We start from the raw sequence: 18,397 nt of genomic DNA, 5'->3' as shown, positions 1-18,397 counted from the left end.
TACCAGATGAACCGCTACACCGCATGGTGCGCGCCCGTGGCAGCCGCCGGCCTCATCCTGGCCGGTTGCTCGAGCGGGAACTCCGCGAGCACCGACGCCACCACGACCGCCGACGCGACCACGACGTCCGCGGCGGCAGCGGTTCCCGCTGAGGTGCTGGACAAGGCGGCCGCCGACTACCAGGCCTACGTCGCGAGCAACATCGACGAACTGCAGCGCGTCGTCAAGGTTTTCACCGACGCCGTGCGCGCAGGCGACCTGCAGGCAGCGCAGGACGCCTACGCCCCGTCGCGGGTGCCGTGGGAGCGCATCGAGCCGATCGCGGGTCTGGTCGAAGACATCGACCGCAAGATCGACGCCCGCGTCGACGACTTCGCCGGTGCCGACGATCCCGAGTTCACCGGATGGCACCGGCTGGAGTACATCCTGTTCGAGCAGAACACCACCGAGGGCGCCGCCCCGTTCGCCGACCAGCTCGACTCGGACGTCGCGGCGCTCAAAGAGCAGTTCCCCTCGGTCGAGGTGAAACCGGTCGATGTGGCCAACGGCGCCGCGGAGCTGATCGAAGAGGTGTCGGAAGGCAAGATCACCGGCGAGGAGGACCGCTACTCCAAGACCGACCTATGGGACTTCGACGCCAACCTCCAAGGCGCCCGTGACGCCGTCGGCAAGTTGAATCCCGCGCTCGTGCAAGCCGATCCGGCGCTGCTCGGCAAGATCGACGCGGGGATCAACTCGGTGTTCGACACCATGCGCCCGCTGCGCCGCGGCGACGGCTGGGTGTTGTTCTGCACCGAGAACGATCCCTACCCGTCCCCGCGCTGCACCGGCGTGACCGTCGACCCGCCGACGATCGACAAACTCAAGGCGGAGCTCGCCGGGCTCTCCGAGAACATGTCTCAAGTCGCAGGGGTGCTGAAGCTGAAGTGACTCCGCGGCTGCGCCGGGCCGGCATCTCACGCCGGGCCTTCGTGACTGGGGCGTTGGGCACCGGGGCTGCCGTCGGCGTCGGCGCCGGCCTGGTCGGCTGCGCACGCGACGACGGACCGGCCGCCGCGCCCCAGCCCGCGTTCGTGCCGTTCGAGGGTCCGCACCAAACCGGCATCACCGCGCTGCCCGTGCCCGAGCAGGGGCTGGTGGCGTCGTTCAACGTGCTGTCCAAGGACCGTGCCGCGCTGGCGGACACGCTGGCCGCGCTCACCGACGAGATCCGCGGCCTGATGGCGGGCAGGCCGCCGGAGGTGCGGGACCCGGAATACCCGCCGGTGGACTCCGGCATCCTCGGGGACAAGCCGCCCGCCGACAATCTCTCCATCGTGGTGGGGGTCGGGGCGTCGCTGTTCGACGACCGGTTCGGGCTGGCCGACCGCAAGCCCAGAGAACTGGTCACGATGCCGTTTCTGGCCAACGACCGGCTGGACCCCAAACTGTCGCACGGCGATCTGTCGATCATCTTCGAGGCCGGGCACAACGACACCGTGCAGTTCGCGCTGCGTCAGTTGATGCGGCGCACCCGAAGCGACCTCGTGCTGCGATGGATGGTCGACGGCTACGCCCGGGGCATCGGCGCCGGCCGGGCCTCGGAAGCCACCACACCGCGTAACCTGTTGGGGTTCAAGGACGGAACATCCAACCTGGATGTGAACGACGCCGCTGTGATGGACCGGCACGTGTGGGTCGGCTCCGACGACGGCGAGCCGCAGTGGGCGGTCGGCGGGTCATACCAGGCAGTGCGCATCATCCGGATGTTCGTCGAGTTCTGGGACCGCACCCAGCTCGCCGAGCAGGAGGCGATCTTCGGACGCAACAAGATCAGCGGCGCGCCGCTGGGCATGTCCGACGAATTCGCCGACCCCGACTATCCCTCGGATCCCGACGGCAAGCGGATCCCGCTCGACGCGCACATCCGGTTGGCCAACCCGCGCACCCCGCAGACCGACGAAAACCTGATCCTGCGCCGCGGATTCAACTACTCGCGCGGCTTCGACGGGGCGGGCCGGCTCGATCAGGGGCTGGCCTTCATCGCCTACCAGCGCAGCCTGCAGAAGGGATTCCTGACCGTGCAGAGCAGGTTGAAGGGCGAACCGCTCGAGGAGTACATCCTGCCGGTCGGCGGCGGCTTCTTCTTCGTCCTGCCCGGCGTCACCGGACCCGACCGGTTCCTCGGGGACGAGCTGGTCGGCTGAGCACCGACCACAGGAACTCGTAGATCAACGCCGACCGGAACGCGATCTGGGCGTTGTCGGCCGCGCCGGCGTGCCCGCCCTCGATGTTCTCGTAGTAGTACACCGGATGGCCGGCCGCCTCGAGCGCCGCCGTCATCTTGCGGGCGTGGCCCGGATGCACCCGGTCGTCGCGGGTGGAGGTGGTGATCAACACCGGCGGATAGCGACGGTCGGCGGAGATATTCTGATACGGCGAGTATTTGGAGATGAACTCCCAGTCCGCCGGATCGTCGGGATCGCCGTACTCGGCAACCCATGACGCCCCCGCCAACAGCAGGTGAAACCTACGCATGTCCAGAAGCGGGACGCTGCACACCAGCGCACCGAACAGCTCCGGGTACTGCGTCAGCATCACGCCCATCAGCAACCCGCCGTTGCTGCCGCCCTGCGCGCCGAGCTGCTCGACGGTGGTGATGCCCCGCGCCACGAGATCCCTTGCCACAGCAGCGAAGTCCTGGTGCACGAGATATCTGTTCTCGCGCATCGCCTGGGTGTGCCACCTCGGGCCGTACTCACCGCCGCCGCGGATGTTGGCCAGCACGTAGGTGCCGCCGCGGGCCAACCACAGCCGGCCGAGCACACCGCTGTAGCTGGGTGTGTTGGCGACCTCGAACCCGCCGTAACCGCTGAGCAACGTCGGTCCCGTCGCGTCGACATGCCGGTGGCCCACAACGAAATACGGGATCACGGTGCCGTCGTCGGACTCGGCGAAATGCTGCGTGACCACCAGGTCGGCGGCGTCGAAGAACGACGGCGCCCGCTTGATCTCGGTCAACTCGCCGCCCGCCGGACCGTGCAGCAGGCGCGACGGAGTGTCGAACCCGCTGGAGTCGAGGAACACCTCGTCGCCGAGGTCGTCGGTGGTGACGATCACCGTGTGGGTGTTGTCGGGCAACCCCGGCACCGGCTCGGCCTGCCAGGTCCCCGGCGTCACGATCTCGACGCGGCTGGCGACGTCGGCCAGCGTCAGCATCACCAGCTTGTCGCGGGTCCAGGCGTACTGGTTCAGGCAGGTGTGCTCGTCGGGCTCGAACACCACCACCAGTTCCGCGGTGCCGGCGAGGAACTCGTCGTAGTCGGCGGCCAGCAGCGACCCGGCGACGTACTGCGCCGTCCCCGTGTACCAGTCGGTGCGCAACTCGATCAGCAGCCAATCGCGGTGCGCCGACACGTTGGCGTCGGTGGGCGCGTCGATGCGGATGAGTTCCTCGCCGCGCAGTTCGTAGACCTCGTCGTTGAAGAAGTCGATCGCCCGGCTGATCATGGTGCGCTCGAATCCGGGCGTGCGGTCCACCGCCGCCGCGACGATGACATCGTCGACCGCCCCGCTGAACACCGTCTCGGCCTCGGTGAGCGGCTGACCGCGGCGCCAGCGTTTGACCAGGCGGGGATAGCCGGACTCGGTCAGCGAACCCTCGCCGAAGTCGGTGCCGACCAGGACGGTGTTCTCGTCCGCCCAGGTGATCTGTGTCTTGGCTTCGGGCAGCTCGAACCCGCCGGATACGAATTGTCTTGTCGCCATGTCGAATTCGCGCACCACCGCGGCGTCCGAGCCGCCGCGCGAAAGCTGGACGAGCGCCAGGTGGTAGCCGGGCTCGATCACGTCGGCGCCGGCCCACACCCAGTTCTCGTCCTCGGCGGACGCAATCTCATCGACGTCGATGAGCACGTCCCACTCGGGTTCCTCGCTGCGGTAGCTCTCCAGGGTCGTGCGCCGCCACAGCCCGCGCGGGTTGTCGGCGTCGCGCCAGAAGTTGTAGAGGTACTCGCCGCGACGCCGCACATAGGGAATGCGGGCGTCGGTGTCGAGCACCTCCAGCGCCTCGGCGCGCATCTGCTCGAAGCGTTCGCCGCCGAACTTGGCGAGCGTCGGTTCGTTGTGCTTGCGCACCCAGTCCAACGCCTCTTCGCCGCTGATGTCTTCGAGCCAGAGGTACGGGTCGTCGGTTCCGTCAGCCGTCACAGAGCCATTGTGGCGGCTCGGCGTAGTGTGAGGTCGGTTACACCGTCTGAGGAGGGAGTCGCTGATGACCGTCTACGCTCGTCCCGGTTCGGCGGACGCACTGATGGCGTACGAGACCCGCTACGAGAACTTCATCGGTGGCCAGTGGGTGCCACCCGTCTCCGGTGACTACTTCGAGAACCCGACTCCGGTGACCGGTCAGCCGTTCTGCGAGGTCGCGCGGTCCACCGAAGCCGACATCGACAAGGCGCTCGACGCCGCCCACGCGGCCGCACCGCAGTGGGGGAAGACCGCGCCGGCCGAACGCGCCGACATCCTCAACAAGATCGCCGACCGCATCGAGGCCGACCTCGAGTCGATCGCGCTGGCCGAGTCGTGGGACAACGGCAAGCCCATCCGCGAGACGCTCAACGCCGACATTCCGCTGGCCGTCGACCACTTCCGCTACTTCGCGGGCGCCATCCGCGCCCAGGAGGGCTCGCTGAGCCAGATCGACGACGACACCGTCGCCTACCACTTCCACGAACCGCTCGGGGTCGTCGGCCAGATCATCCCGTGGAACTTCCCGATCCTGATGGCGACCTGGAAGCTGGCGCCCGCGCTGGCGGCAGGCAACGCCGTCGTGCTCAAGCCCGCCGAGCAGACGCCGGCGTCGATCATGTACCTGATGTCGTTGATCGGCGACCTGTTGCCCGCCGGAGTCATCAACGTGGTCAACGGGTTTGGCTTCGAGGCGGGCAAACCGCTGGCGTCGAGCAACCGAATCGCCAAGATCGCGTTCACCGGGGAGACCACCACCGGCCGGCTGATCATGCAATACGCGTCGCAGAACCTGATCCCGGTCACCCTGGAACTCGGCGGCAAGAGCCCGAACATCTTCTTCTCCGACGTGATGGCCGCCGCGGATGACTACCAGGACAAGGCGCTGGAGGGGTTCACGATGTTCGCGCTGAACCAGGGCGAGGTGTGCACGTGCCCGTCGCGGTCGCTGATCCAGGCCGACATCTACGACGAGTTCCTCGAGCTGGCCGCGATCCGCACCAAGGCGGTGCGCCAGGGCGATCCTCTGGACACCGAGACCATGATCGGGTCGCAGGCGTCCAACGACCAGCTGGAGAAGGTGCTGTCTTACATCGAGATCGGCAAGGACGAAGGCGCCCGCGTCGTCACCGGCGGTGAGCGCGCCGAACTCGGCGGCGACCTGTCCGGCGGGTACTACGTGCAGCCGACGATCTTCGAGGGCCACAACAAGATGCGGATCTTCCAGGAGGAGATCTTCGGCCCGGTCGTGGCCGTCACGTCGTTCAGGGATTACGACGACGCGATCGCCATCGCCAACGACACCCTGTACGGGCTCGGCGCCGGGGTGTGGTCGCGCAACGGCAACACGGCGTATCGGGCGGGGCGCGACATCAAGGCCGGGCGGGTGTGGACGAACTGCTACCACGCCTACCCGGCGCACGCGGCGTTCGGTGGCTACAAGCAGTCCGGCATCGGCCGCGAGAACCACAAGATGATGCTCGACCACTACCAGCAGACAAAGAACCTGCTGGTGTCCTACAGCGACAAGGCGCAGGGCTTCTTCTGATCTCCCGATCGGCGCGAACGTTCCGTACCACTCGAAATTCCGGCGGAAATTCGAGTGGTACGGAACGTTCGGCGGAGGGCGTGGGGGTGCCGCCGCGGGCGCTGATCACCGCGGCGGCCGCGGACCTGCTGGCCAGGCTGCAGGCCAAACACGGCCCGCTGATGTTTCACCAGTCCGGCGGCTGCTGCGACGGCTCCTCGCCGATGTGCTACCCCGACGGCGAGTTCCTCGTCGGCGACCGCGACATCCTGCTCGGAATCCTCGACGTCGGGAACGGCGTGCCGGTGTGGATCTCGGGCCCGCAGTTCGAGGCGTGGAAACACACTCAGCTGGTGATCGACGTCGTGCCCGGGCGCGGCGGCGGGTTCAGCGTCGAGGCCCCCGAAGGCATGCGGTTCCTGTCTCGCGGCCGGGCGTTCACCGACGCGGAGAACACGCTGCTGGCCGAGCAGGCACCGGTCACCGGCGCGGATTTCGCCAAGGGCGTGCGCCCGACACCGACACCGCCGCTGGGGCGTGGCTCAGAGGTCTGACGCCCGTTCGGCGTTAACCTCGAAAGCGTGATACCGCTGCCGCGCCCATGGCTGCTGACCAGCGCGATGCTGGTCGGGGCAGCGGTCGGCGTGATCACCGGAATCGCCGCGATGGTGCTGGTCACCGCCACGGTCCGGCCCGACATCGTCATCGCGCTGGTGGTCGGCGTGCCCAGCGCGGTCGGGATGCTGACGATCCTGCTGTCGGGCCGACGCTGGGTCACCACCGTCGGGGCGTTCGTGCTGGCCATCGCTCCCGGCTGGTTCGGGACATTGGTCGCGATGCAGGTGGTGCACGGTGCCTGACACCGCGGGCCCCGAGGTCCTCGCCGGCGAGCCGACCGAGCCCTACACACCGCTGTTCACCGGCGAAGTGCCCGTTTCGGCCCCGGCCGACCAGCCGCCGTCGGAGCCGTTGCCCGCCCCGGCGCACCCGCTCGTCGTCGCCGGTAGCTACCAGTTCCTCAAGCGCTGGATGTTCGTCGGGGTGGTGGCGTGCGTGTGGATCGTGGCGGGCGCGGCCGGGTGGGGCATGTACTACTGGTGGTTCCAGTCGATCGACAAGACGCCGCCGGTGTTCGTCGTGTTGGTGTTCGTGATGGTCTGCACCGTCGCGGGCCTAATCATGGCGATGGTTCCGGACCGGCCCGTGATCTCGGCACTGGCGATCGCGGTGATGTCGGCCCCGCTGGCGGCGACCGGCGGTGCGGCGGTGCTACACGGCCTGAAGTTCTGCGAATACGCCAGCCGCTGCTTCGGTGGCCTGATCCCGTACTGACGCGGGCTTCATAGATTCGCGCCCGGCCCATGGCCGCTGGTCTTGGCACTAGGGTGATGAACGTGACTCACTATGACGTCGTTGTTCTCGGAGCCGGTCCCGGCGGATACGTCGCGGCCATTCGCGCCGCCCAACTCGGGCTGAACACCGCAGTCGTCGAACCCAAGTACTGGGGCGGCGTCTGCCTCAACGTCGGCTGCATCCCGTCGAAGTCGCTGCTGCGCAACGCGGAGATCGCCCACATCATCACCAAGGACGCCAAGCTGTTCGGCATCAGCGGCGAGCCGACCATGGACTACGGGGTGGCGTTCGACCGCAGCCGCAAGGTCGCCGACGGTCGCGTCACCGGTGTGCACTTCCTGATGAAGAAGAACAAGATCACCGAGATCCACGGGTACGGGAAGTTCAAGGACGCCAACACCCTCGAGGTCGACCTGAACGAGGGCGGCACCGAGACGGTCACGTTCGACAACGCGATCATCGCCACCGGCAGCAGCACCAAGCTGGTGCCCGGCACGTCGCTGTCGGAAAACGTCGTCACCTACGAAGAACTCATCATGACGCGCGAGCTGCCGTCGTCGATCGTCATCGCGGGCGCGGGCGCCATCGGGATGGAGTTCGGTTACCTACTGCGCAACTTCGGCGTGGACGTCACGATCGTCGAGTTCCTGCCGCGCGCGCTGCCCAACGAGGACGCCGAGGTCTCCAAGGAGATCGAGAAGCAGTTCAAGAAGCTGGGCGTGAAGCTCCTCACCGGCACGAAGGTCGAGTCCATCGAGGATGACGGTTCGACGGTGACGGTCCAGGTGAGCAAGGACGGCAAGTCCGACGAGCTCAAGGCCGACAAAGTGCTGCAGGCCATCGGTTTTGCCCCCAACGTCGAGGGTTACGGGCTCGACGCCGCCGGCGTTCAGCTCACCGACCGCAAGGCCATCGGCGTCGACGACTACATGCGCACCAACGTGCCGCACATCTACGCGATCGGCGACGTCACCGCACTGCTGCAACTGGCGCACGTCGCCGAGGCGCAAGGCGTGGTCGCGGCCGAAACCATCGCGGGTGCAGAGACTTTGGCGCTCGGCGACTACCGGATGATGCCCAGGGCGACGTTCTGCCAGCCGCAGGTCGCCAGCTTCGGGCTCACCGAGGAGCAGGCGCGCGACGAGGGCTACGACGTCAAGGTCGCCAAGTTCCCGCTCACCGCCAACGCCAAGGCACACGGGCTCGGCGATCCCAGCGGGTTCGTCAAGGTCATCGCCGACGGAAAACACGGTGAGCTGCTCGGCGGCCACCTGATCGGCCACGACGTCTCTGAACTGCTGCCGGAGCTGACCCTGGCGCAGAAGTGGGACCTGACCGTCAACGAGTTGGCCCGCAACGTGCACACCCACCCGACGCTGTCCGAGGCGTTGCAGGAGTGCTTCCACGGGCTGGCCGGCCACATGATCAACTTTTGAGAGCGATCTGGGTCGCCGGTATCGGCGGACTGCTGGTCGGCCATGTGCTGTGGCTGGCCGGGATCTCGCTGGCCACCGCGACCAGCACGGTCAGCAGCTGGGTGTTGGTGGTCGCCGCGCTGTCGTTCGTCCTCGGCGCGGTATGTGGAGTGCTGGGCTGGCGTGCGTACCAACGCAAGTCGGAGGTGCTGGCGGCGTTTCTGTGCGCGCTGCCAATCTCGCCGGTGCTGTTCTCGCTGGTCGTTCTCGGCGTGACCTACCTGTAGCCTGCGACGGGTGAGCGTCCGGACCGATGTAAGCGCTGCCTGCGATTGCCGGCGCGCCGCGCGGGAAGGGCAGGCAGGCATCGTCGGACGTCAACGTCGTCGTCTGCGGGAGCTCGTCGACTACGCGCGCGCCGGCTCGCCTCTGCTTGCCGAACGCTACCGCGATGTGCCCGAGCATCTTTCCGGCGTCGATCAACTCCCGGTCATCACCAAGGGTGAGCTGATGGCGGACTTCGACGACTGGGTCACCGACCGGGCGGTGCGCCGTGACCGGGTCGAGACGTTCATCGCCGACCCGAGCCTGATCGGGTCCGACTTCTTGGGTCGCTACATCGTGTGTACGACCTCGGGCGCCACAGGAACGCCGGCGATTCTGCTGCACGACCATGGCGCGCTGGCCGTCTACAACGCCCTGGGCTACGTCCGCAGCGTGTCCACGGCGCTGTTGTCGCTACCCACCCTGTGGGCGCTGGCTCGAGGGAAGGGCCGGATGGCCGCGGTGTTCGTCACTGACGGGCATTACCTGGCGAACACCATGATCGCCCGCAGGCACCGCATGCTGCCGTGGCGTGCGAGATCGCAGCGGCTGTTCTCGGCGCTGGCGCCGTTGAGCACCCTGGTTGCCGAACTCAACGACTTCCAACCGGTGCTGCTGAGCGGCTATCCCAGCGTGCTGCAGGTCTTGGCGCAGGAACAGGCCGCCGGCCGCCTGCACCTGCGGCCGATACTGGTCATCGCGGCCGGTGAAACGCTTACCAGCACTGTGCGCCAACAGATTTCAGCGGCATTCGGATGTCGGGTCGGAAGCTATTACGGCGCGTCGGAAGCGCCCGGGTTGACCTACGAGTGCGCCCATCAGCGATTGCACGTCAACACCGACTGGTACATCGTCGAACCCGTCGATGCGAACCATCAGCCGACGCCGCCGGGGCGGGTATCCGACGACGTGCTGGTGACTAACCTGGCCAACCGCATCCAGCCCGTCATCCGGTATCCGCTCGGGGACCGCGTCACCATGCGGTCGGCGGCCTGTCCCTGCGGTAGCCCGTTTCCGGAGATCGACGTACGTGGGCGAACCGGTGATGTGCTGAGGTTCACCGGTGCTGCGGGTCGCGTCGTCGACGTATCCGGGCTGGCCATCGCGACGGTCGCCGAGCAGACGCCCGGGATGGCACGGTGTCAGCTGGTGCAGACAGGTCCGGCGAGGCTCGTCGTTCGCCTGACGGTGCAGCCGACAGCAACCAGGGGGGAGGTCGAGGACCGGGTCCGGGCGCGCTTGCGGGACCATCTCGCGGGGCTGGGTGCGAGCCCGGTGGACGTCCAGGTGGCCGCCGAGCCGCCGCGGGTGCACCCGCGCAGCGGCAAATTCCGCCAGGTCTACTCGGAGGTGAAGCCCTGATCGACGGGCTTAATCCGGGAAGTCCAGCGGCACTTTGAGTGTGGTTATCGTCGCGGCCAGCCCGTCGTATTGCGCTGCCAGCATGCAGAATTCGATCAGCTGCTGCTTGGTCAGGTGGCGGGCGAGCGTCGCCCATGTCTCAGGAGACACGCCGCGGGTGACGACGAACTCGTCGGTGGCGGTGATCAGCGCGCGTTGCCGGTCGGTCAGGCCCTCGGCGTCGGGGCCCTCGAAGATCTTGGCCTGCAGCTCCGGGCCCAGGCCGCGGGTGCGGGCCAGCCGACGATGCTGTTGCAACTCGTACTCGCAGTTGCGCAGATGACCGACGCGCAGGATGACGGTCTCGGCGTCTTTCACCGGGAGCTTGCTCAGCACCCCGAGCAGTATTCCGCTGTAGGGCAGCCAGGTCAGGAACAGAAGCCGATGCTGGCCAAGGACATTGAACAGGCTGAACCGTGGAGCCCGGATCGCCCGTGCGCCGAGCTTGGCGATGGCCCAGTTGAGCGGGCCGAGTTCCTTGAATCCGCCGGGCGCGATGCGCGCGGGCTCGATTGCACTCACCAAATTGAGTCTAGGGCTGCTTCACCAGGTAGGGCGACACGGTGCTGCGGTGCTCGTCGAGGTCGAGCGCCCGACCCAGCGCGGGGAAGGCGCGTTGCGGGCAGTTGTCCCGCTCGCAGACCCGGCATCCGGCGCCGATCGGCGTGGCGTTGTCCCCGGACAGGTCCAGTCCCTCGGAGTAGACGAGCCGGTGCGCATGGCGCAGTTCGCAGCCGAGCCCGATGGCGAAGGTCTTGCTGGGCTGGCCGTAGCGCCGGGCGCGGCGCTCGACGGTGCGGGCCACCCACATGTAGTTGCGTCCGTCGGGCATCTGGGCGATCTGCACCATGATCTTGCCCGGATAGGCGAACGTCTCGTAGACGTTCCACAGCGGGCACGTACCGCCGCTGGCGGAGAAGTGAAAGCCGGTGGCCGACTGGCGTTTCGACATGTTCCCGGCGCGGTCTACCCGCACGAACGACAGCGGCACGCCGCGCATCGACGGCCGTTGCAGCGTCGAGAGCCGGTGCGAGATGGTCTCGTAGGACACGGAATAGTGCGCCGAGAGCCGTTCCACGTCATAGCGGAAGCTCTCGGCGGTCTCGTGAAAGTGCCGGTAGGGCAACACCGTTGCGGCGGCGAAGTAGTTGGCCAGCCCGAGCCGGGCCAGGATCGCGGACTCCGCGCTGGTGAACTTGCCCTCCTCGACCAGCTTGTCGATCAGGTCGCCGTACTCGAGGTAGGCCAGTTCGGTGGCCATCTTGAACACCGTCTGACCCGAGGACAGGTGATCGCTGATCTGCAGCGTCCTGGTGTCCGGATCGAATCGGTGCAGCACGGTGTCGCCGAGATCGCTTCGCTGCACGATGTGCACGCCGTGCACCATGGTGAGCCGGTCGGCCAGCTGGCGCCGCAGCTCCGCGCGGTGCATGCCCATGCGGATGGTGAAATCCTCGGCGGCCGTGTCCAGTTCGTGAAGGTAGTTCTGCCGCTCGTAGAAGTAGTCGCGGACTTCCTCGTGCGGCATGGTGATCGATCCGCTACCGCTGCCCTCGGAGTACCTGTCCTCGGTCGCGGCCGCCAGCTGGGTGGTGGTCAACCGGTAGCGCCGGTACAGGTTCACCATCGCGCGGGCCAGGGCCGGATGGGAGTTCACCATGTCGGCCACCTCCGCGAGGTCGACGTCGACGTCCACGTCGCGGTCGATGGTGACCTCGCGGAGTTCGGCCACCAACCGGGTGTCGTCCTCGGATGCGAAGAACGTCGCGTCCACCCCGAACACGTCGGTGATCCGTAGCAGCACGGCCACGGTCAGCGGGCGCACGTCGTGCTCGATCTGGTTGAGATAGCTCGGCGAGATCTCCAGCATCTGCGCGAGCGCGGCCTGGCTCAGTCCGCGTTCGGTCCGGAGCTGACGGACCCGCGAACCAACGAATGTCTTGGCCACGTCACCCACCTTAACCTCGCTGTGAAGGCCGCCTTCGCATCGTTGGCAGGGACGCGGCTGTGGGAGGATTTAGCGGTAGGGACACAGGAGAGAAACACCCATGGCGGCTAGCGCAGGTGACCAGGGTTTGGCGAAGGTGATGATGCCGGTGCCGGACCCGCATCCCGACGTGTTCGACAGGCAGTGGCCGCTACGGGTCGCCGACATCGACCGCCACGGCCGGCTGCGTTTCGACGCCGCGACCCGCCACATCCAGGACATCGGCTCCGACCAGTTGCGTGAGCTCGGCTACGAGGAGACACACCCGCTCTGGATCGTCCGGCGCACGATGATCGACCTGATCAGACCCATCGAGTTCCAGGACATGCTGCGGCTGCGCCGCTGGTGTTCGGGCACGTCGAACCGGTGGTGCGAGATGCGGGTACGCATAGACGGGCGCAAGGGCGGGCTGATGGAATCCGAGGCGTTCTGGATCAACATCAACCGCGAGACCCAGGGGCCCGCGCGCATCGCCGACGACTTCATCGAGGGCCTGCGGCGCACCACCGAGGTCAATCGCCTGCGCTGGAAGCCGTACCTGAAACCGGGCAGCCGCGAGGATGCCGCACAGATCCGGGAGTATCCGGTCCGGGTCGCCGACATCGACATCTTCGACCACATGAACAACTCCGTGTACTGGACGGTGATCGAGGACTACCTGTTCTCCACGCCCGAACTGCAGGGCAAGCCGATCCGGGTGGCGATCGAACACGATGCCGCCGTCGCGCTCGGCGACAAGCTGGAGATCATCTCGCACGTGTACCCGCCCGGATCGACCGATCAATTCGGCCCGGAGCTGACCGATCGCACTGTTACAACGCTCACATACGCGGTCGGCGAGGAGACCAAAGCCGTCGCCGCGATCTTCGAGCTCTGACTCCGCCCGTTTAACAGTACGGGCGTACTGACCTGCGGAAATGTGTTACCGGTGGGTAACAACTGAAACGGTTCAGCGAAATCGTTCTTCGCAATCTTTGCAAGTTTTTGCTGAGCCTTCGCTGAACTTGACAACTGAAACGACTGGACCTGCTGTTATGGCGTAGGGCATGCTCGGATTATTACGACAGTTTTGTCGCTCAGCTGTTAGCAACTCTCACACATTGGAGGCAACCATGTCGACGGTCGGTAAGCCGAGGTCCGCCGAAGAGATCCAGAAAGACTGGGACACCAACCCGCGGTGGAAGAACGTCACCCGCGAGTACTCCGCCGAGGATGTGGTGGCTCTGCAGGGCACCGTCGTGGAGGAGCACACCCTGGCCCGCCGCGGCGCGGAGGTGCTGTGGAACCAGCTGCACGACATGGAGTTCGTCAACGCCCTCGGCGCACTGACCGGCAACATGGCCGTGCAGCAGGTGCGCGCCGGGCTGAAGGCCATCTACCTGTCCGGATGGCAGGTGGCCGGTGACGCCAACTTGAGCGGTCACACCTACCCCGACCAGAGCCTGTATCCGGCCAACTCGGTGCCGCAGGTGGTGCGCCGCATCAACAACGCGCTGCTGCGCGCCGACGAGATCGCCAAGGTCGAGGGTGACACGTCGGTGGAGAACTGGCTCGCCCCGATCGTCGCCGACGGCGAGGCCGGCTTCGGTGGCGCGCTCAACGTCTACGAGCTGCAGAAGGCGATGATCGCCGCGGGTGTCGCCGGTTCGCACTGGGAGGACCAGCTGGCCTCGGAGAAGAAGTGCGGCCACCTCGGTGGCAAGGTGCTCATCCCGACCCAGCAGCACATCCGCACGCTGACCTCGGCGCGCCTGGCGGCCGACGTCGCCGACGTGCCCACGGTCGTCATCGCCCGCACCGACGCCGAGGCCGCGACCCTGATCACCTCCGACGTCGACGAGCGCGACCGGCCGTTCATCACCGGTGAGCGCACCAAGGAGGGCTTCTACCGGGTGAAGAACGGTCTGGAGCCGTGCATCGCGCGGGCGAAGGCCTACGCGCCGTACGCCGACCTGATCTGGATGGAGACCGGAACGCCGGACCTTGAGCTGGCCAAGAAGTTCGCCGAGGGCGTCAAGGCCGAGTTCCCCGATCAGATGCTGGCCTACAACTGCTCGCCGTCGTTCAACTGGAAGAAGCATCTGGATGACGCGACGATCGCGCGGTTCCAGAAGGAGCTGGGCGCGATGGGCTTCAAGTTCCAGTTCATCACGCTGGCCGGCTTCCACGCCCTGAACTACTCGATGTTCGATCTGGCCTACGGCTACGCCCGCAACCAGATGAGCGCGTACGTCGAGCTGCAAGAGCGCGAATTCGCCGCCGAGGAGCGCGGTTACACCGCGACCAAGCACCAGCGCGAGGTGGGCGCCGGCTACTTCGACCGGATCGCCACCACGGTGGACCCGAACAGCTCGACCACCGCGCTGAAGGGCTCGACCGAAGAGGGTCAGTTCCACTGACAACGTCGTCGGGTGGCCAGTTATGACACGCGTTTCATGAATTCGCGCTGCATAACTGGCCACTTCGCCCCGGGGGACGCTCGCGATGGTCGACGCAGTCGACCCGCAGATCGGTGACCGTCATCGGGGCGCCGTCGACCAGACAGCGGTACCCGCCATCTTCGGCGGTCCCCAGGAATGCGCACGTGCTGCAGGCCCGCAACACGGGCAGCAGGCCCAGCTCCTGAAGCCGCGCCAACACCTCCGACAGGCTCTGCAGCAGGTCCTCGGCGGCCGCACCGTCGAGTTTCGAGGTGGCGATCTCCGCCGGTGCGGGCCAGCGCGCGAGATCGGCTGCTACCGTTCGCCCTTCGCGCGTCAACGCCAGGTCGTGCCGGCGCCGGTCGTCGGGGTCGCGCCGGCGTTCCACCAGCCCTTTGCGCATCAGCGCCGCAATCGCATCGCTGACCGTCGGATCGGCGACGTTGAGCTCGCGGGCCAGCGTGGTGCTGCGGGCCAGCGGCGGCGGACCGACGTGCAGCCAGCCCAGGACCCGCAGTTGGGTGACCGACAGCCCATGACGCGCCGCCGCCCGCCTGGCCAGCACCTGCAGTGCGGCACCGGCCAGATCGAGGGCCGCGACGATCTTGGCGTCGAGGCTCCCGTGGCGGGAGCCGTCGCTCCTCAGACCGTGACCTCGTTGAGCTTGCCGGTGGCCACGTCGAAGACGAACCCGCGCACCGAGGTGTGCTTGGTGACGAACGGGCTGGCCTCGATGCGGCGCAGCGACTGCCGGACATCCTCCTCGACATCGGAGAACGACTCGGCGGCCCACTCCGGCTTGATTCCGGTCTCCTCCTGGATCTGCCGCTTGAATTCGTCGTCGGTGAAAGTCAGCATGCCGCAGTCGGTGTGGTGGATCAGGATGATCTCGCGGGTGCCGAGCAGGCGCTGACTGATCGCCAGCGAACGGATCTCGTCATCGGTCACCACCCCGCCGGCATTGCGGATGACGTGTGCCTCGCCATCTTTGAGGCCGAGGATTCGGTACACGTCCAGTCGGGCGTCCATGCACGCGACGACCGCGACATGCCTGCTCGGCGGCAGCGGCAGCGGGCCGGAGAAGGTTTCGGCGTAAGTGGCGTTGTTGGCTAGATATTCGTCGGTGACCGACACGTCCATCCCTTCGTCGATTCGGTCGGCCTCGCTTCGACAGGCCGAAGTAGACGGCTCGGATGGTATTGCCGCCACGGGTTGGCCCGAAGGTAGCGAATCAGGCTGATCGAAATTCTTAGGACTCCTCGGAATCTCTTCCATGATGTCCGCATCGCGTGCACCGACCGGTCGACGCGCGTCACACAGCCCAAACCAGCTCTCATCGACAGACAGGACGCGCGAATGCCCCAGCTTTCCCGCAGTGACTGGTATGACCTCGCCCGCGACACCAACTGGGCGTTCCGCTACGTCAGCGAGGACGAGGTGTTTCCCGAGGAGTTGTCGGGCACCCACCGGGTTCCGGCCGAGGCCTGGCTCAAATGGGATGAGCCGTACAAGATCACGTACCGCGAGTACGTGCACAACCAGGTCACCAAGGACACCACGACCTACTCGCTGAAGAACGCGGTCGCCCGCTCCAAGCTGTTCGACCAGCTCGATCCCGGCTGGAAGTCGGTCATCGTCGCGCACTACGGGGCGATCTCGATGCCGGAGTACCTCGCCTCCATCGGCGAGGCGCGGATGGGCCGGTTCGGTCGATCGGCGGCCTGGCGCAACACCGCGACGTTCGGCGCCCTCGACGAGGTGCGGCACGGGCAGATCCAGACGTTCTTCCCGTACGGCCTGCTGGACAAGGAACCGCGAGGCGACTGGGCGCTCAAGGCGTTTCACACCAACAACTGGATCGTCCTGGCGGTGCGGTACCTGTTCGACGACATGTTCGTCGCCAACGACGCGTTGTCGATCGCGTTGCAGCTGACGTTCACGCTGGAGACGGGGTTCACCAATCTGCAGTTTCTCGGGATGGCCGCCGACGCCATCGACGTCGGCGATCTGGAGTTCGGCTCGCTGATCAGCTCCATCCAGACCGACGAGGCGCGGCACGCCCAGCAGGGCGAACCGACCATCAAGGTGCTCATCGACAATGGTGAGAAGGACTGGGGCCAGTTCCTCATCGACCACATGTTCTGGCGGGCGTGGCGCATCTTCGCGCTGCTCACCGGCCTGTCCATGGACTACTACACCCCACTGGAGAGCCGGCGGATGAGCTTCAAGGAGTTCATCGAGGACTGGGTGGTCAAGCAGTTCGCGGACCAGTTCCGCGACTACGGACTCGAATTCCCTTGGTACTGGGATGAGTTCATCAACGAGCTGACCTGGTATCACCACGCCATCCACCTCGGGGTGTGGTACTACCGGCCGACCGTGTGGTGGAACCCCGACGCCGGCGTGTCGAAGGCCGAACGGCTCTGGCTGGAGGAGAAGTACCCCGGCTGGAATCGGCACTTCGGCCGGCACTGGGACGTCATCACCGAGAATGTGCGCAACGGCGATATCGCCGCAACGCTGCCGGAGACGCTGCCCATCACGTGCAACCTGTGCCAGCTGCCGATCGTGCGGGCCGCGGGTGTTCTCGTCGGCGCACACACCGAGGCCACCCCGCCGACGCATGTGCACAACGGCCGTAAGTACGTGTTCTGCTCCGAGCCCTGCAAGTGGATCTTCACCCAGCGCCCAGACCGGTTCGCCGGGCACCAGTCGCTGATCGACCGGGTGCTGTCGGGGGAGGTCAGCCCGCCCGATCTGGGCACCGTGCTGCAGTACTTCGGGTTGTCTCCCGAGGAGCAGGGCCAGGACGCCGACAACTACGCGTGGGCGCACAACGGGACGAAGGGTTGAACCAATGGCACTGCTACCGCTGACCGCCCTGTTCGAGGGCGATGTGCTGGAACTGCTGATCCCCGTCGACGACGAGGACACCGTCGAGGCGGTGGGCGCGGCGATCGCCCACCACGTCGTCGGGCACCGAGTCGCCAAGCGTGATGTACCGATTCGGTTGCGGCACAACGGCAAAGTACTCGATCCGCAGGAACGCATCGGCGCCGCCGGCGTCGGTCCGCTCGATCACGTCGAGGCGTTCTATGCTTGACGCCGACACCTGGATCCCGGTGGCCACGCTCGACGACCTGTGGGAGGGCGACGTCATTGAGGTCGTCATCGAGGATCGCCCGATCCTGTTGGCGCACCTGCCGGGTGGGGAGATCCGCGCGTACGACGGGCTGTGCCCGCATGCGGGTTTCCCGCTGGTCGACGGTGAGGTGACCGACGGGGTACTCACCTGCTCGGCGCACAGCTGGGAGTTCGACCTCGACACTGGCGCCGGCGTGAACCCGGACAACTGCACGCTCACCCGCCATCAGGTCCGGTTGGACGGCGACCGGATCGCCATCTCACTGACAGAAGAGAGCCTCGATGACCGCGGCCGCAGAACAGGACAAACCCGTCGGGCCGGTGGTGCGGGGCTTCGACCCCGCAATCGTCGATGCGGTCATCGAAGCCGCCCAGGCCGACAACCCGGACACCGAGATCACCATCGACGACCATGCCGGATACGTGCGAATCCACGCCCCGCGGTTCCTGCGGATCACCCGCGCCAGCCTGGAAGAGGCTGCCGGACAGGAGTTCCCGCTGCACACGCTGGAGCCGGCGCTCGTCGGCTTCGCCGGCCGGATCCGCTATCTCGGCGACGACGAACTGCACTGGTACCTGGATCGAGAGGATTGAGACG

General features: G+C 66.7%; 19 protein-coding genes and 1 pseudogene. 15 read left to right on the top strand and 5 right to left on the bottom strand.

What is annotated here, in order from left to right:
- Positions 1–6: 6 nt before the first annotated feature.
- Complete coding sequence (gene efeO, locus MELE44368_RS08620) at positions 7–930, top strand: iron uptake system protein EfeO (RefSeq protein WP_128108133.1); 924 nt, start codon at positions 7–9, stop codon at positions 928–930.
- A complete protein-coding gene (locus tag MELE44368_RS08615) occupies positions 927–2,186 on the top strand; it encodes a Dyp-type peroxidase (RefSeq protein ID WP_128108132.1) in 1,260 nt (419 codons plus the stop codon). Before efeO ends, MELE44368_RS08615 begins: the two co-directional genes overlap by 4 nt.
- Here the strand turns inward: MELE44368_RS08615 and MELE44368_RS08610 are convergent.
- A complete protein-coding gene (locus MELE44368_RS08610) occupies positions 2,143–4,188 on the bottom strand; it encodes a prolyl oligopeptidase family serine peptidase (protein ID WP_128108131.1) in 2,046 nt (681 codons plus the stop codon). The two genes, MELE44368_RS08615 and MELE44368_RS08610, sit on opposite strands and share 44 nt — an antisense overlap.
- A 64-nt stretch (positions 4,189–4,252) precedes the next feature.
- Between MELE44368_RS08610 and adh the strand changes: the two genes are divergently transcribed.
- The 7 genes from adh to MELE44368_RS08575 all read left to right on the top strand — a co-directional run bounded on the left by adh (position 4,253) and on the right by MELE44368_RS08575 (position 10,209).
- Positions 4,253–5,776: an aldehyde dehydrogenase gene (gene adh / locus MELE44368_RS08605; RefSeq protein ID WP_128108130.1), complete on the top strand. Its 1,524-nt coding sequence runs from the start codon at positions 4,253–4,255 to the stop codon at positions 5,774–5,776.
- 80 nt (positions 5,777–5,856) lie between these two features.
- Positions 5,857–6,309: a DUF779 domain-containing protein gene (locus MELE44368_RS08600; protein WP_128108129.1), complete on the top strand. Its 453-nt coding sequence runs from the start codon at positions 5,857–5,859 to the stop codon at positions 6,307–6,309.
- Between the two features lie 27 nt (positions 6,310–6,336).
- On the top strand, positions 6,337–6,615 hold the full coding sequence (locus MELE44368_RS08595) for a putative holin (RefSeq protein WP_128108128.1): 279 nt from the start codon (positions 6,337–6,339) through the stop codon (positions 6,613–6,615).
- Entirely contained in the window at positions 6,608–7,087 is a 480-nt protein-coding gene (locus MELE44368_RS08590) for a hypothetical protein (protein ID WP_128108127.1), read from the top strand. Before MELE44368_RS08595 ends, MELE44368_RS08590 begins: the two co-directional genes overlap by 8 nt.
- A gap of 62 nt (positions 7,088–7,149) precedes the next feature.
- A complete protein-coding gene (gene lpdA, locus MELE44368_RS08585; protein ID WP_128108126.1) occupies positions 7,150–8,544 on the top strand; it encodes a dihydrolipoyl dehydrogenase in 1,395 nt (464 codons plus the stop codon).
- A complete protein-coding gene (locus tag MELE44368_RS08580; protein ID WP_128108125.1) occupies positions 8,541–8,810 on the top strand; it encodes a hypothetical protein in 270 nt (89 codons plus the stop codon). Before lpdA ends, MELE44368_RS08580 begins: the two co-directional genes overlap by 4 nt.
- A gap of 10 nt (positions 8,811–8,820) precedes the next feature.
- The gene (locus tag MELE44368_RS08575; RefSeq protein ID WP_128108124.1) at positions 8,821–10,209 is read left to right on the top strand and encodes a phenylacetate--CoA ligase family protein; all 1,389 of its coding nucleotides are present in this window, start codon (positions 8,821–8,823) and stop codon (positions 10,207–10,209) included.
- Positions 10,210–10,218: 9 nt separating this feature from the next.
- Here the strand turns inward: MELE44368_RS08575 and MELE44368_RS08570 are convergent, their stop codons facing one another.
- Together MELE44368_RS08570 and ramB are read right to left on the bottom strand one after the other, a co-directional pair.
- Complete coding sequence (locus MELE44368_RS08570) at positions 10,219–10,770, bottom strand: carboxymuconolactone decarboxylase family protein (RefSeq protein ID WP_128108123.1); 552 nt, start codon at positions 10,768–10,770, stop codon at positions 10,219–10,221.
- A gap of 10 nt (positions 10,771–10,780) precedes the next feature.
- Entirely contained in the window at positions 10,781–12,196 is a 1,416-nt protein-coding gene (gene ramB / locus MELE44368_RS08565) for an acetate metabolism transcriptional regulator RamB (protein ID WP_128108122.1), read from the bottom strand.
- Positions 12,197–12,296: 100 nt separating this feature from the next.
- Between ramB and MELE44368_RS08560 the strand changes: the two genes are divergently transcribed.
- Together MELE44368_RS08560 and aceA are read left to right on the top strand one after the other, a co-directional pair.
- Complete coding sequence (locus tag MELE44368_RS08560) at positions 12,297–13,112, top strand: acyl-[acyl-carrier-protein] thioesterase (protein WP_128108121.1); 816 nt, start codon at positions 12,297–12,299, stop codon at positions 13,110–13,112.
- A gap of 235 nt (positions 13,113–13,347) precedes the next feature.
- Positions 13,348–14,634, top strand: coding sequence for an isocitrate lyase (gene aceA, locus MELE44368_RS08555; RefSeq protein ID WP_128108120.1), 1,287 nt, complete (start codon positions 13,348–13,350; stop codon positions 14,632–14,634).
- 34 nt (positions 14,635–14,668) lie between these two features.
- On the opposite strand, the gene MELE44368_RS08550 is transcribed toward aceA, so the two are convergent.
- Both MELE44368_RS08550 and MELE44368_RS08545 read right to left on the bottom strand, forming a co-directional pair.
- On the bottom strand, positions 14,669–15,220 hold the full coding sequence (locus MELE44368_RS08550) for a MarR family winged helix-turn-helix transcriptional regulator (protein ID WP_164890063.1): 552 nt from the start codon (positions 15,218–15,220) through the stop codon (positions 14,669–14,671).
- 77 nt (positions 15,221–15,297) lie between these two features.
- Positions 15,298–15,789, bottom strand: coding sequence for a beta-class carbonic anhydrase (locus MELE44368_RS08545; RefSeq protein WP_128108184.1), 492 nt, complete (start codon positions 15,787–15,789; stop codon positions 15,298–15,300).
- A 222-nt stretch (positions 15,790–16,011) separates the two neighbouring features.
- Here MELE44368_RS08545 and MELE44368_RS08540 point away from each other — a divergent pair, with 222 nt between their 5' ends.
- The 4 genes and pseudogenes from MELE44368_RS08540 (at position 16,012) to MELE44368_RS08525 (ending at position 18,393) form a co-directional block, all read left to right on the top strand.
- Entirely contained in the window at positions 16,012–17,508 is a 1,497-nt protein-coding gene (locus MELE44368_RS08540; RefSeq protein WP_128108119.1) for an aromatic/alkene/methane monooxygenase hydroxylase/oxygenase subunit alpha, read from the top strand.
- A gap of 4 nt (positions 17,509–17,512) precedes the next feature.
- Positions 17,513–17,758 carry a toluene-4-monooxygenase system B family protein gene (locus MELE44368_RS08535; RefSeq protein ID WP_128108118.1) on the top strand — a complete coding sequence of 82 codons (246 nt, stop codon included), beginning with the start codon at positions 17,513–17,515 and terminating at the stop codon, positions 17,756–17,758.
- A pseudogene (locus tag MELE44368_RS08530) lies at positions 17,652–18,047 on the top strand (Rieske 2Fe-2S domain-containing protein); the annotation flags it as partial. The gene MELE44368_RS08535 and the pseudogene MELE44368_RS08530, both read left to right, overlap by 107 nt.
- Positions 18,048–18,081: 34 nt before the next feature.
- Positions 18,082–18,393: an MmoB/DmpM family protein gene (locus MELE44368_RS08525; protein ID WP_128108117.1), complete on the top strand. Its 312-nt coding sequence runs from the start codon at positions 18,082–18,084 to the stop codon at positions 18,391–18,393.
- Positions 18,394–18,397 lie beyond the last annotated feature (4 nt).

This window comes from Mycolicibacterium elephantis DSM 44368 (assembly GCF_004014805.1).
Lineage (GTDB): Bacteria > Actinomycetota > Actinomycetes > Mycobacteriales > Mycobacteriaceae > Mycobacterium > Mycobacterium elephantis.
The sequence above is the reverse complement of the archived record's forward strand: the minus strand, read 5'-3'. Positions and strand labels throughout refer to the sequence as shown.